The organism is Pseudomonas sp. PGPPP4 (genome assembly GCF_002256045.1).
Classification (GTDB): domain Bacteria; phylum Pseudomonadota; class Gammaproteobacteria; order Pseudomonadales; family Pseudomonadaceae; genus Chryseomonas; species Chryseomonas oryzihabitans.
Window position 1 is genome coordinate 99,266 of sequence record NZ_NKID01000007.1, and the last position, 12,477, is coordinate 111,742.

Consider the following 12,477-nt stretch of genomic DNA (forward strand, 5'->3'; position numbering starts at 1 on the left):
GGCTAAACGGCGTTGAAAACGGCTTCGGAATGCTCATTTACCACTTGTAAACTCCGCTTCCTCAGCCGTTTTCGCCTTGTTTATCTCTAGCTCGCAAGATCGTGAACAGGTTTTAAGGAATGCCGTGCTGGGTCTGCAGGTAGTCGGCGATGTCGCCCAGATCCTCGGCATCGCCGATGCCCCAGAATCTCATCTTGGTACCCGGCACCTTCTGTTCGGGATCGCGCAGAAAGGCCGCCAGGGCCTCCCGATCCCAGGCGAAGCCGGCCGTGCGCATGGCGTCGGAGTAGGTGTAGCCGGCCAGGCTCCCGGCCTGACGACCAAAGAGGTCATTGAGCTGGGGGCCAAAGCCGGACTGGGCGCCCGGTCCCACCGAATGGCAGTTGTGGCAGCGGCGCAGGAAAAGGTTGCGGCCGTTGTCGGCATCCGCCCAGGCCGCCTCCCCGCCCAGCAGCGTCAGCAGAACCATCGCGGCCAGGGCCTTCATCGCTGGCACTTGCGGCAATAGACGCTGGCGCGCTGGCCGAGGCGGATCTCCTGCAATCCCGTCCCGCAGACCTTGCAGAATTCGCCCTTGCGGCCGTAGACGAACAATTCCTGCTTGAAATAGCCCGGCGCCCCATCCCCGCCGATGAAGTCGCGCAGGGTGGTGCCGCCACTCTCGATGGAGCGCGCCAGCACCTTCTTGATCTCTTCGGCGAGGCGGTCGTAGCGCGCCCGGGAAACGCTGCCGGCGGCGCGCCGGGGATCGATACCGGCGGCGAATAGCGCCTCGGCGGCGTAGATGTTGCCCACCCCCACCACCACGGCGTTGTCCATGATGAAGGGCTTGACCGCCATGCTGCGTCCGCGCGACAGCTCGTACAGCCGACCGCCGTCGAAGGCCTCGGTCAGGGGCTCGGGGCCCAGCTTGCTGAGCAGCACATGGGCATGGGGATCCTGGGTCCAGAGTAGCGCACCGAACCGCCGGGGATCGGTGTAGCGCAGCGACAGCCCGGATTCCAGCTCGATGTCGACGTGCTCGTGCTTGGCCGGCGGCTGGTCGGCCGGCACCAGGCGCAGGCTGCCGGACATGCCCAGGTGGCCGATCAGGGTGCCGCTCTCGGCGCGGATCAGCAGGTACTTGGCCCGCCGCTCGACGGCCTCGATGCGCTGCCCGGAAAGGCGCACGTCCAGGTCCTCGGGCACCGGCCAGCGCAGCCGGCCATCGCGGACGATGACCCGGAGCACGCGCTGACCGACGACATGGGGCGCGATGCCCCGGCGGGTGGTTTCGACTTCAGGTAATTCGGGCATGAGGATCCAGGAGGCTTGCGGGTGCCTTAGTAATTGATCCGACCGCTGCCCATTTCAAGGATGGTCTCCTTGAGCGACTCGAAGTCGTACTCGGACAGGCCGACGTGATCCAGCACCCGCGGGGCGATGGCCTGCCACTCGTGATCCTCGTCCTGGCCGCCAAGGGCGCGATAGCAGCCGCAGATGTGTTCGGCCATCTTCAGCAGGGCCAAGAGATTCTTGATCTGGATGTCGGTGGTCGACTCCTCGTCAAAAACCGACTGGGCGTTGTGGTGGTTGGCGATGGCCTGGCCGACGTGCTCCGGCAGGCGCCAGGAGCGGGAGATGAAATAGCCCACCACGGCGTGGTTGGTGCTGAAGATGCGATTCTCCACGTCCACCACCCGCACCTGCTCGTTGACGCTGGCATAGGCCTCTTCCAGCACCGCCATGTAGTTGGGGAAGCGCTTGAGCATCAGCGGGATGCCGCAGTTGTGAAACAGACCCAGGGCGTAGGCTTCGTCCGGGGTCGGATAGCCGGTCTTCTTGGCCAGGCTCAGGCAGGTCTCGGCCACGTCCTGGGCGGTGTCCCAGAAGCGATTGAGGATGACGATGGTCTCGTCGGTGAGCTCGCCCTTGATCGACTGGGCGTTGATCAGGTTGATGACCGACTGGCTGCCCAGCAGGTTGACCGCCCGCTGGATCGAGGTGATGCGATTGCTGAGGCCGAAATACGGCGAGTTCACCAGCTTGAGCAGGGCGCCCGAGAGCCCTGGGTCCTGGCCGATCAGGCGCGAAATGACCTTGAGATCGGGGCTGGGCATGAGCTGTTCGAGTTGCAGATCCACCATGATCTGCGGCTGCGGCGGGATGCTGATGCCTTGCAGGGCCTGACGGATCTGCTCCTCGGTCAGCTGAGGGGACGCTTGGGACATGGGGACTACTCTGCGATGGATGTCGCAAATTTACTCCGCGCCGCTCGGCGATGCCATCGGGCGCGACGAAGGAACTTCGCGAGGGTAAAACGGGCCGGATTCAGGAGCGCTGGCAAAAGGCTAGCCCGATCAGATTCCAACCGAGGTATGCGCAACCATGGCTACATCCCTGAACGGCAAGAAAATCGCCATCCTGGTCACCGACGGCTTCGAACAGGCCGAGCTTACCGGCCCCAAGCAGGCGCTGGAGCAGGCCGGCGCCCAGACCCACATCATCTCCGCCGAGAGCGGCGAGGTGCGCGGCTGGGACGGCACCGAGCCGGCCGACAGCTTTCCGGTGGACCTGACCTTCGCCGCGGCCAATGCCGGTGACTATGACGCCGTGCTGCTGCCCGGCGGCGTGGTCAACGCCGACACCATCCGCATCGACGAACAGGCCCAGCAGCTGACCAGGCAGATCGCCGACGCCGGCAAGCCGGTCGCCGTCATCTGTCACGGTGCCTGGCTGCTGATCTCCGCCGGCCTGGTGCAGGGCAAGACCCTGACCAGTTGGCCGTCGCTGACCGACGACCTCAAGAATGCCGGCGCCACCTGGCAGGACCAGGAGGTCATCGTCGATGGCCAACTGGTGAGCAGCCGCAAACCGGACGACATCCCGGCCTTCAATCGCGAGTTCATCAAGCTGCTGGCAGGCTGAGCCATCAAGACTGGCACTTTGATCTCATAAGACTGAACTTATGGCAAAGTGCCAGAGTCCTATCCAGTGCCCCCAAAGCACTTTTAGCCCGCCCTGCCCGGCGGGCTTTCTTTTGCCTGGCGTTTGGCCTCAGGCCTGGAAATCACCCTGCAGATCCACCAGGTGGCGCTCGATGTCGGCCAGGCGCTGGCCCTGGTCGTTCAGGCCCAGCCATTCCAGCTTGAGGTGCGCCTCGAAGGGCAGCAGATAGGCCAGCTGGCAACCCAGGGCCTGGCGGTCGGCGACTTCACCCCCCATGTCCAGGCTGGCGACCATGGGGTGCTGGGCCAGGGCCACCAGCAGCGCCATGAGATCGGCGTCGCCATCACGCAGCGGCTGGGGCTCGGTCTCCGGGAGCCATTCCACCTCTCCCACCACCAGGTGGTCGGGCTGCTCTTCCTGGCTCAGCAGGCGAAAGCGCCGTCCGCCTTCGATGCGGATGCCCAGCAGGCCGTTGCTCTGCTGCTGCCAGTCGCGGATCAGCGCCTCGCAGCCGTAGGCGCCCAGGCGATTCGGCGCGGCACCGGTCTCGCGGCCTTCGAGGATGGTCACCACGCCAAAGCTGCTGCCCTGCTTGAGGCAGCGACCGAGCATGTCCAGATAGCGGGCTTCGAACAGCTGCAGGTCGAGGCGGCAGCCGGGAAACAGGGTGGTGTTGAGCGGAAACAGGGGCAGCGTCATGAAACCTCCGGGGCTTGAGGGTCCTGCTGGATAAGGCATCGCGCGCCGCCGAAGGCTCCCGCGCGGCGACGCGCGGGAGCCTTGCGGATCAGAAGCGATAGACCTCGGCGCCGGTGCGGATGGGCACCACGGCCGGCAGCGTCGGCCGGGCCTGGGCCTCTTCCACGAGTTTCTTCGGCTCCTTGCGCGCCACCTCGCTGTCACGCCGGCCGCGCTGGGCGACCTTGGTGAGATCGGTGGCCAGCCGCGCCGACAGCTGTTGCAGCAATTCGCTCTGGGCGCGCACTTGGGCCGCCCGATCACCCGCGTGACGGGCCTGCAGGTGGACCACCTCGGTGTCCAGCAGCCGCCCCTGGCCATCGCGCAGCTGCCAGCTGGCGTCGAGGGCGGCAGGCGCCTGGTCGCCGGCATCGAGGCGGGTCACCACCAGTTCCACCCGGTACTGCGGATCGAAGCCGGCGGGTTGTTCACCCACCACCACCCGGCCGCTGTTGAGGCGACCGGCGAGCTGGCGCTGCAGCAACTGGCGCACGTTGGCGTCGAGCGGCCCGGCCCAGTGATCGCGGGTGGTCCTGAGACTGCCGTCGGGCTGGCGTTCCAGCAGCACGTCGCGCTGCAGGTAGTCGGCCAGCTGCAGGTTTTCGATCCACACGGCAAGGCCACGCTCGCTGCTCGCGGGCGTGCGCGCATTGCCGCCATCGAGCTGATAGTAGTGGCTGGGGCCGAGGCTGGCACAGCCACCCAGGCCGGCCAGCAGGCCAACGAGCGCCAGCCTGGCGAGACACATCCGTTTCATCGAGGCTCTCTCTCGACGGGCGCCATGGCCCGGCGAGTCCTGGTCGAAAAAATCCGGGCTATGCTAGCGGCTGACCGCGGGCGGCTCAAGTTTCCACCTGCAGCGAGTCCACCCGCTGGAAGCCCCGCGGCAACTTGTTGCCGCGCCGACCGCGCTCGGCCCGGTAGTGCTCCAGGTCGCTGCCCTTGAGGGTATAGGGCCGCTTGCCGGCCTGCAGCGTGAGGGAGGCGCCGGCCGGCACCACGGCCAGATCGACCACGTATTCCTCGCGCTTGGCGACCCGCTCGCCAGGGATGGAAATCAGCTTGTTGCCCTTGCCCTTGGCCAGCTGCGGCAGTTCGCTGATGGCGAACACCAGCAGCCGCCCCTCGTTGGTGACCACCGCCAGAGAGGTGTCCTCCAGGGAAGCCACCGGCTTGGGCGGCAGCACCTTGGCACCGTTGGGAAGGCTGATCAGCGCCTTGCCGGCCTTGTTCTTGGCCTGCAGGTCCTCGCCCTTGACCACGAAGCCGTAGCCGGCGTCCGAGGCCATGACATAGAGACCGCTGTCGTCCGGCAGCAACAGGCATTCGAAGCTGGCGCCCGGCGGTGGCGTCAGGCGTCCGGTCAGGGGCTCGCCCTGGCCACGCGCCGACGGCAGCGAATGGGCAGCCACCGAATAGCTGCGCCCGGTGGAGTCGATGAACACGGCGAACTGGTTGGAGCGACCCAGGGCCGCCGCTTTGAAGCCGTCGCCGGCCTTGTAGGACAGCCCGGTCGGATCGACATCGTGGCCCTTGGCCTGGCGCACCCAGCCCTTCTCGGACAGCACCACGGTCACCGGCTCGGTGGGCATGAGTTCGGTTTCGGACAGGGCCTTGGCTTCGGCACGCTCGACGATGGGCGAGCGGCGCGCGTCGCCATAGGTCTCGGCGTCCTTGATCAGTTCGTCGCGGACCAGGTTGCGCAGCTTCTTGTCGCTGCCCAGCAGGGTCTGTAGACGCTTCTGCTCCTTGAGCAGCTCAGCCTGTTCGCCACGGATCTTCATCTCTTCCAGCCGCGCCAGCTGGCGCAGCCGGGTTTCCAGGATGTAGTCGGCCTGTTCCTCGGAGAGCTCGAAGCGGGCCATCAGTGCCTGCTTGGGATGCTCCTCGGTGCGGATGATGTGAATGACTTCATCCAGGTTGAGGAAGGCGACCAGCAGGCCATCCAGCAGGTGCAGGCGGCGATTGACCTTATCCAGGCGGAACTGCAGGCGACGGCGCACGGTGCCGATGCGATAGATCAGCCACTCCTGGAGGATCTGCCGGAGGTCCTTGACCTGGGGCTTGCCGTCCAGGCCGATGACGTTGAGGTTGACCCGGTAGCTGGACTCCAGATCGGTGGTGGCGAACAGGTGCTGCATCAGCTCGTCGGCATCGATGCGATTGGAGCGCGGCACGATGACGATGCGGGTCGGATTCTCGTGGTCCGACTCGTCGCGCAGGTCGGCCACCATGGGCAGCTTCTTGGCCTGCATCTGGGCGGCGATCTGCTCCAGCACCTTGGAACCGGAGACCTGGTGCGGCAGCGCGGTGATGACCACGTCGCCGTCCTCGCGGCGGTAGACGGCGCGCATGCGTACCGAGCCGCGACCGGTCTCGTAGATCTTGCGCAGGTCGGCCTGCGGCGTGACGATCTCGGCCTCGGTGGGGAAGTCCGGACCGGGTACGTGTTCGAGCAGCTCGGGGATCCCGGCGATGGGGTCGTCCAGCAGGCGCACGCAAGCGGCGGCCACCTCGCGCAGGTTGTGCGGCGGGATGTCGGTGGCCATGCCCACGGCGATGCCGGTGGTGCCGTTGAGCAGCAGATTGGGCAGGCGTGCCGGCAGCACCGCCGGCTCGTTCATCGTGCCGTCGAAGTTGGGTACCCAGTCCACGGTGCCCTGCCCCAGTTCGCTGAGCAGCACCTCGGAATAGCGCGACAGCCGCGCCTCGGTATAGCGCATGGCGGCAAAGGACTTGGGATCGTCCGGCGCGCCCCAGTTGCCCTGGCCATCCACCAGCGGATAGCGATAGGAGAACGGCTGGGCCATGAGCACCATGGCTTCGTAGCAGGCCGAGTCGCCGTGGGGGTGGTATTTACCGAGGACGTCGCCCACGGTACGGGCGGACTTCTTGTGCTTGGCGTCGGCGTCCAGGCCCAGTTCGCTCATGGCATAGACGATGCGGCGCTGGACCGGCTTCAAGCCGTCGCCGATGTGCGGCAGGGCGCGGTCCATGATGACGTACATGGAGTAGTTCAGGTACGCCTGCTCGGTGAAGTCGGCCAGCGAACGGCGTTCGACGCCATCCAGGCTCAGATCGAGGGGTGCACTCATGGGAATCCTTTGGTGTTACGTCTTTGATCGGGGGGCCTATCCATCGCGGCCATGGGCCGCTCCTACTGTAGGAGCGGCTCATAGCCGCGATTGAAACGACCAATAAGTCTGGCGCTAGATCAGCACTTCGGCGCGGTCGCCCTTGGATTCCAGCCAGCTCTTGCGATCGCCGGATCGCTTCTTGGCCAGCAGCATGTCCATCATCTCGAGGGTGCCGGGCACGTCTTCGAGGGTCAGCTGTACCAGGCGGCGGGTGTTGGGATCCATGGTGGTCTCGCGCAGCTGCAGCGGATTCATCTCGCCAAGGCCCTTGAAGCGGGTGACCTGGGGCTTGCCGCGCTTCTTCTCCGCGGCCAGGCGATCGAGGATGCCGTCGCGCTCGGCTTCGTCGAGGGCGTAGTGGACCTCCTTGCCGAGATCGATGCGGTACAGCGGCGGCATGGCCACATAGACGTGGCCGGCATCCACCAGCGGCCGGAAGTGCTGCACGAACAGGGCGCACAGCAGGGTGGCGATGTGCAGGCCGTCGGAGTCGGCATCGGCGAGGATGCAGATCTTGCCGTATCTCAGGCCGCTCAGGTCGGCGCTGCCCGGATCGATGCCGATGGCCACGGCGATGTCGTGCACCTCCTGGCTGCCCAGTACCTCGCTGCCGTCCACCTCCCAGGTGTTCAGGATCTTGCCGCGCAGCGGCATGATGGCCTGGAATTCCTTGCTGCGCGCCTGCTTGGCGCTGCCGCCGGCGGAGTCACCCTCAACCAGGAACAGCTCGGAGCGCATCGGGTCCTGGCCGGCGCAATCGGCCAGCTTGCCAGGCAGCGCCGGGCCCTGGGTGATTTTCTTGCGCTCGACCTTCTTGCCCGCCTTGAGGCGGCGGCCGGCGTTGTTGATGGCCAGTTCGGCGATCTGCTGCCCCAGTTCGGGATGGGCGTTGAGCCAGAGGCTGAAGGCATCCTTGACCACCCCGGCGACAAAGGCCGCGGCCTCGCGGGAGGACAGGCGCTCCTTGGTCTGGCCGGAGAATTGCGGCTCCTGCATCTTCATCGAGAGGACGAAGGCGATGCGCTCCCAGATGTCTTCCGGGGCCAGCTTGAGGCCGCGTGGCAGGAGGTTGCGGAATTCGCAGAATTCGCGGATGGCGTCCAGCAGGCCCTGGCGCAGGCCGTTCACATGGGTGCCGCCCTGGGCGGTGGGAATCAGGTTGACGTAGCTTTCCTGCACCGACTCGCCGCCCTCGGGCAGCCAGAACAGCGCCCAGTCCACCGCTTCCCGGGCCGAAGCCAGGCTGCCGTGGAAGGGCGCCTCGGGCAGCCGCAGGGCGTCGCCCACGGTGTCGATCAGATAGGATCTCAGCCCGTCTTCGTAATGCCATTCGCTGCGCTCGCCGCTGGCTTCGTCTAGGAAGCTCACCGCCAGGCCCGGGCAGAGCACCGCCTTGGCCTTGAGCACGTGCTTCAAGCGGCTGACGGAGAACTTGGGCGAATCGAAGTACTTGGGGTCCGGCCAGAAGTGCACGCTGGTGCCGGTATTGCGCTTGCCGACGCTGCCGACCACGGCCAGTTCGCTGGCCTTGAAGCCGTCGGCGAAGGCCATGGCGTATTCGTTGCCCTCGCGCTTGACGCGTACCTCGACGCGGGTCGACAGGGCGTTCACCACCGAGATGCCCACCCCGTGCAGGCCGCCGGAGAACTGGTAGTTCTTGTTGGAGAACTTGCCGCCGGCGTGCAGCTTGGTCAGGATCAGCTCGACGCCGGAGACGCCCTCTTCCGGATGGATATCCACCGGCATGCCGCGACCGTCGTCGATCACCTCGAGGGAGTTGTCGGCGTGCAGGATCACCTGCACCTGGCGCGCATGACCGGCCAGGGCCTCGTCCACGCTGTTGTCGATGACTTCCTGGGCCAGGTGATTGGGCCGGGAGGTGTCGGTGTACATGCCAGGGCGCTTGCGCACCGGATCGAGTCCGGAGAGGACTTCGATGGCGTCGGCGTTATAGGCGTTCTGCGTGGCCATGGGGTCTCTATTCGAAGGTGTTGAAATCCAGCTCGCGCCAGAGCGCCGGGTCGAAGCCGGCCAGCTCCAGCAACAGGGGCAGCTGGCGCTGGAAGCCCTGGAAGCCGTGGTCGCCGCCCTGCTCGATGCGCAGGGTACAGCCGCCGTAGTAGCGCTCGGCGTCCCGGTAGTCGAGGGTCTCGTCGCCGGTCTGCAGCCAGACGTGGAAGCGTTCGGGATCCGCCGGCGCCGCGACTTCCTGCGCCCGCATGGCCTCGACATGGGCCTCGGTGAGGATCCAGCTCTCGCCGGTATGGTGATTGCGCTGGGGGCCCAGGTAATGCTCCATGAAGCGCCAGGGCCGGACCGCCGGGTTGATCAGCACGGCCTTGAGCCCGTGGCGCTCGGCCAGGACGGTGGCATAGTAGCCGCCTAGGGAGCTGCCGACCAGTAAGGGGGCGTCCAGCTCGGCCAGTTCGCGCTCCAGGAGGGCGAAGGCGGCGTCGGCATCGTTGGGTAGCGCCGGCGCGCGCAGGCGGTCCGCCAGGCCCAGGCGGGTCATGCAGGCGGTGAGCTGCCGCGCCTTCAGGGACGCGGGTGAGCTGTTGAAACCATGGATATAGAGGATCGACGGCATCGGGCCGCTCCTACTGGATAAATAAACAGGTAAAGAATAACCCGTTTCGACCCTCGCGACCAAGGCAGCCGACCGGCGTCAGCCCTAGCAGCCCTAGTAGCCCGCGGCGCTGTGATCCACGGTAAAGGCATGCTGTTGCAGGCGCGAGACACCGGTTTCCAGGGTGCCGTCGGGCAACAGGCGCAACCAGCGATAGCCTGGCGCCTGATCGCCGGCCTTGAAGTCTTCGCTGCCCGGCTCGAATTGCAGACCGGTGGAAGGCGAGGCCAGCAGGCGCACGCCATTGCGCAGCTGGTCGAACTCCTGGTGGATGTGGCCCCAGAGCACCACCCTGACCTGGGGATGGCGATCCAGCACGGCAAACAGCTCGTCCGCCCGGTGCAGGCCCAGGGGCTCCATCCAGCCACAGCCCACCGGGACCGGATGATGGTGTAGGCAGATCAGGGCCGGACGCTCGGGCGCGGCGCTCAGGGCCTCGTCCAGGGCCAGCAGTTGCGCCTGCTCCAGTTCGCCGAACACGCAACCGCGCACGGTGCTGTCGAGCAGGATGAGGCGCCAGGCGCCCAGGTCGGTGACCGCCTCGAGGAAATCGCGATCGCCACAGGCCTTGGCCATGGGCGCGTTCTCGTCATGGTTGCCGGCCAGCCAGCGCATGGGCGCGGCCAGGGGCTCGGTCAGCTCGCAAAAGCGCTGATAGGAGGCCACGGAGCCGTCTTGGGAGAGATCACCGCTGGCCAGCAGCAGATCGATGCGTGGCTGCTCCCGCACCACCTGGGCGACCACCTGTTGCAGGCTGGCGGCCGTATCGATACCCAACAACCGACCGTTGGCGCGCGCAAACAGATGACTGTCGGTCAATTGGACGACGAGGGGAGCGTTGACACTATCCGGCAAACTCACCAAAGCCTCCTAGGCAAAGAGAACAACGAGCGCAGGCAGGGTGCAGAAAAGTTCCCGAGAACTTACGTGCACAGGTCACATTTTCGCAGCTTGGTTATCGCGATGGAAGATGCGACTGTCGGCGTTGCGCCCTAGTGCTCATCGCTGCAGGATAGGTTCAGCTTCGTGGCCACAGGCCAGGCAGTGACTCAGCCACTCACCGAGGAACAGATTGAGCTGGCTCTTTTCGTCAGGCTGATGCATCGCCTGATTGGGATAGGGATAGCGCCCGAGCAGGTGCCGAGAGGCTCCGGCCGACACCACTTCCGCCATCCGCGCATCGTGATAGACGCGCACTTCCAGTTCGGGCACCGGCAACCACGGCAGTCCCAGTTCCTGGCGCACCCGCAGGGCCGTCGTATAGGGACAGGCCTCGGTGACTTCCAGCGCGAGCACCCCCAGTGGGCGCTCACCTTGCGACAACATGACGCGGCGCGATACCACGGCTTCGCGCATCTTGGGCAGAAGCCGCATCAGCCGCACGTAGTTGGCCTCGCACGTGGCCTGCAGGCCCGGCAGGTCAACCCGATAGCGATCTCGCAGTTTCAGCCCCATAACCCCCGTACCTCGGCGCGATTGAGCGCCAACCATTGCAGGGCGATGATTGCCGCTGCGTTATTGATTCGACCGTCGCGAACCCCTGCCAGTGCCTCGTCCAGCGACCAGACATGGACGCGAATGTCCTCGCCCTCCTCTTCCAGACCGTGGACGCCACCGGCGTCCACGGTGCTGCAGCGACCCAGGTAGAGATAGACCTGTTCGTCACTGCCGCCAGGCGAGGGGAAGTAGGTGGAGATGGGCCAGAGCGATTGCAAGGTCAGCCCGGCTTCTTCCTCGGCTTCCCGATGAGCGACCGCCTCGACGGCCTCGCCCTGCTTGTCCACCAAGCCCGCCACCGGCTCAAGCAGCCAGGGATGAGCGGTCTTTTCCATGACGCCGACGCGAAACTGCTCGATCAGCACCACCTCATCGCGCACGGCGTCGTAGGGCAGCACGCAGACGGCATCGGGACGCACGAAGACCTCGCGTTCCAGTTCCGGGCCCAGGGCACCGGAGAACTGGCGATGGCGCAGCCGGAAGCGGGCCATGCGGTAGAAGCCCTGGAAGCAGATCTCGCGGCTCAGGATTTCAACGGCGGGCGCCTGGGATTCGTTGGCTTCGGTCATGGGCGCTCCAGCGCTGATTGCAGGTAATCAGATCATCCTAGCGTGCCGCCTGCGTGCGTGCAGCCCCTGACGCGCCAAGTCGCGAAAAGGACAACAAGCCGGGAAACCTCCGCCCGCCCCTGGCAAACTTATGGGGCCAGACGGGTTCGAAAGCCGTCGTTCTCCGTTTCCATGACAAAGGAATCCCATGCGTATCCGCTCGCTCCTCCTGCTCGCCGGCCTGTTGCTCGGTGGTTGCCAAAGCGTCTTCGGCCCCAACCTCGACAAACCCCTCACGCCTCGCCACCAGGCCTGGGAGCACCGCCCGGCCGGTTGCCAGGGCGAAGACTGCCCGCTGATCAACATCGACTACGTGGAATTCGGCGATCCGGCGCTGGACGCCCTGGTGCAACGGCACCTGCTGGGCCTGGCCCGTGCCGAGCCGGGCGCGCCCATCCCCGCTTCGCTGGAGAGCTACGAGCGGGATTTCCTCGCCAAGGCCCAGCCGCGCTGGAGCAGCTATCTGCAGGCCAAGGTGCGTGAACAGCATGACGGCCTGGTGATCATCGAATTCTCCAGCTACCTGGCCAACGGCGGTGCCCATGGCCTGGCCGGCCGCGACTTCGTCACCTGGGATCGCCATCTCGACCGGCAGATCACCCTGGGCGACATGCTGGTGCCGGGGCAGGAAGCGGAATTCTGGCGCCTGGCCCAGCTGTCGCGCGAGGCCTGGATGCTCAGCAACAACGTCGGCGATGCCGAATTCCGCCAGCAGTGGCCCTTCCTCAAGACCAACAACGTGGCCCTGGACTTCGGCGCCCTGACGCTCAAGTACGACATCGGCAGCATTGCCCCCTACGCCATGGGCCATCCGGAACTGAAGATCCCCTATCCCAAGCTCAATGGCATCCTCAAGGGCGAGTACTTCCCGGGCCGGGGCAAGGCGCGGCAGCCGTAGGACCTGGTCAACAGAAATCATCTGCCGTAATTGGGTTTGATCGCG

13 protein-coding genes are annotated in these 12,477 nt (G+C 66.0%); 2 read left to right on the forward strand and 11 right to left on the reverse strand.

Translation table 11 applies throughout. The features are described from left to right. Positions 1 to 112: 112 nt before the first annotated feature. From CFE50_RS14125 to CFE50_RS14135, 3 genes are read right to left on the reverse strand one after another with little or no spacing between them, the layout of a single operon-like run. Positions 113 to 487, reverse strand: coding sequence for a c-type cytochrome (locus tag CFE50_RS14125; protein ID WP_286734438.1), 375 nt, complete (start codon positions 485 to 487; stop codon positions 113 to 115). Beyond that, positions 484 to 1,296, reverse strand: a complete 813-nt coding sequence (gene mutM, locus CFE50_RS14130) for a bifunctional DNA-formamidopyrimidine glycosylase/DNA-(apurinic or apyrimidinic site) lyase (RefSeq protein ID WP_286734440.1) — start codon at positions 1,294 to 1,296, stop codon at positions 484 to 486. The genes CFE50_RS14125 and mutM overlap by 4 nt, the downstream gene beginning before the upstream one ends. A gap of 26 nt (positions 1,297 to 1,322) precedes the next feature. After that, entirely contained in the window at positions 1,323 to 2,147 is an 825-nt protein-coding gene (locus CFE50_RS14135; protein ID WP_161796604.1) for an HDOD domain-containing protein, read from the reverse strand. Positions 2,148 to 2,367: 220 nt separating this feature from the next. Here CFE50_RS14135 and CFE50_RS14140 point away from each other — a divergent pair, with 220 nt between their 5' ends. Further along, positions 2,368 to 2,907, forward strand: a complete 540-nt coding sequence (locus tag CFE50_RS14140; protein ID WP_286734442.1) for a type 1 glutamine amidotransferase domain-containing protein — start codon at positions 2,368 to 2,370, stop codon at positions 2,905 to 2,907. 129 nt (positions 2,908 to 3,036) lie between these two features. Here CFE50_RS14140 and CFE50_RS14145 read toward each other — a convergent pair whose 3' ends face one another. From CFE50_RS14145 to CFE50_RS14180, 8 genes are all read right to left on the reverse strand, one after another. After that, complete coding sequence (locus CFE50_RS14145) at positions 3,037 to 3,627, reverse strand: LON peptidase substrate-binding domain-containing protein (protein WP_181125929.1); 591 nt, start codon at positions 3,625 to 3,627, stop codon at positions 3,037 to 3,039. A gap of 88 nt (positions 3,628 to 3,715) precedes the next feature. After that, positions 3,716 to 4,423: a PqiC family protein gene (locus CFE50_RS14150; RefSeq protein ID WP_286734443.1), complete on the reverse strand. Its 708-nt coding sequence runs from the start codon at positions 4,421 to 4,423 to the stop codon at positions 3,716 to 3,718. Positions 4,424 to 4,508: 85 nt separating this feature from the next. Beyond that, positions 4,509 to 6,761: a DNA topoisomerase IV subunit A gene (gene parC, locus CFE50_RS14155; RefSeq protein ID WP_286734444.1), complete on the reverse strand. Its 2,253-nt coding sequence runs from the start codon at positions 6,759 to 6,761 to the stop codon at positions 4,509 to 4,511. Positions 6,762 to 6,875: 114 nt separating this feature from the next. Beyond that, on the reverse strand, positions 6,876 to 8,774 hold the full coding sequence (gene parE, locus CFE50_RS14160; protein ID WP_286734446.1) for a DNA topoisomerase IV subunit B: 1,899 nt from the start codon (positions 8,772 to 8,774) through the stop codon (positions 6,876 to 6,878). A gap of 7 nt (positions 8,775 to 8,781) precedes the next feature. Further along, a complete protein-coding gene (locus CFE50_RS14165) occupies positions 8,782 to 9,390 on the reverse strand; it encodes a YqiA/YcfP family alpha/beta fold hydrolase (RefSeq protein WP_286734447.1) in 609 nt (202 codons plus the stop codon). 93 nt (positions 9,391 to 9,483) lie between these two features. After that, positions 9,484 to 10,290, reverse strand: coding sequence for a 3',5'-cyclic-AMP phosphodiesterase (gene cpdA, locus CFE50_RS14170; RefSeq protein WP_502694702.1), 807 nt, complete (start codon positions 10,288 to 10,290; stop codon positions 9,484 to 9,486). 138 nt (positions 10,291 to 10,428) lie between these two features. Further along, positions 10,429 to 10,884, reverse strand: coding sequence for a DUF1249 domain-containing protein (locus CFE50_RS14175; protein ID WP_007162101.1), 456 nt, complete (start codon positions 10,882 to 10,884; stop codon positions 10,429 to 10,431). Further along, entirely contained in the window at positions 10,875 to 11,495 is a 621-nt protein-coding gene (locus tag CFE50_RS14180) for an NUDIX domain-containing protein (RefSeq protein ID WP_044342438.1), read from the reverse strand. Before CFE50_RS14180 ends, CFE50_RS14175 begins: the two co-directional genes overlap by 10 nt. A 187-nt stretch (positions 11,496 to 11,682) precedes the next feature. On the opposite strand from CFE50_RS14180, the gene CFE50_RS14185 reads away from it, so the two are divergent. Continuing rightward, a complete protein-coding gene (locus CFE50_RS14185) occupies positions 11,683 to 12,432 on the forward strand; it encodes an RsiV family protein (protein WP_007162103.1) in 750 nt (249 codons plus the stop codon). The last annotated feature ends 45 nt before the right edge of the window (positions 12,433 to 12,477 follow it).

Bases quoted from the DNA above. Each gene is read 5' to 3' on its own strand.
- CFE50_RS14125 (WP_286734438.1), bottom strand. From the start codon at position 487: ATGAAGGCCCTGGCCGCGATGGTTCTGCTGACGCTGCTGGGCGGGGAG.
- mutM (WP_286734440.1), bottom strand. From the start codon at position 1,296: ATGCCCGAATTACCTGAAGTCGAAACCACCCGCCGGGGCATCGCGCCC.
- CFE50_RS14140 (WP_286734442.1), top strand. From the start codon at position 2,368: ATGGCTACATCCCTGAACGGCAAGAAAATCGCCATCCTGGTCACCGAC.
- CFE50_RS14145 (WP_181125929.1), bottom strand. From the start codon at position 3,627: ATGACGCTGCCCCTGTTTCCGCTCAACACCACCCTGTTTCCCGGCTGC.
- CFE50_RS14150 (WP_286734443.1), bottom strand. From the start codon at position 4,423: ATGAAACGGATGTGTCTCGCCAGGCTGGCGCTCGTTGGCCTGCTGGCC.
- parC (WP_286734444.1), bottom strand. From the start codon at position 6,761: ATGAGTGCACCCCTCGATCTGAGCCTGGATGGCGTCGAACGCCGTTCG.
- parE (WP_286734446.1), bottom strand. From the start codon at position 8,774: ATGGCCACGCAGAACGCCTATAACGCCGACGCCATCGAAGTCCTCTCC.
- CFE50_RS14165 (WP_286734447.1), bottom strand. From the start codon at position 9,390: ATGCCGTCGATCCTCTATATCCATGGTTTCAACAGCTCACCCGCGTCC.
- CFE50_RS14175 (WP_007162101.1), bottom strand. From the start codon at position 10,884: ATGGGGCTGAAACTGCGAGATCGCTATCGGGTTGACCTGCCGGGCCTG.
- CFE50_RS14180 (WP_044342438.1), bottom strand. From the start codon at position 11,495: ATGACCGAAGCCAACGAATCCCAGGCGCCCGCCGTTGAAATCCTGAGC.
- CFE50_RS14185 (WP_007162103.1), top strand. From the start codon at position 11,683: ATGCGTATCCGCTCGCTCCTCCTGCTCGCCGGCCTGTTGCTCGGTGGT.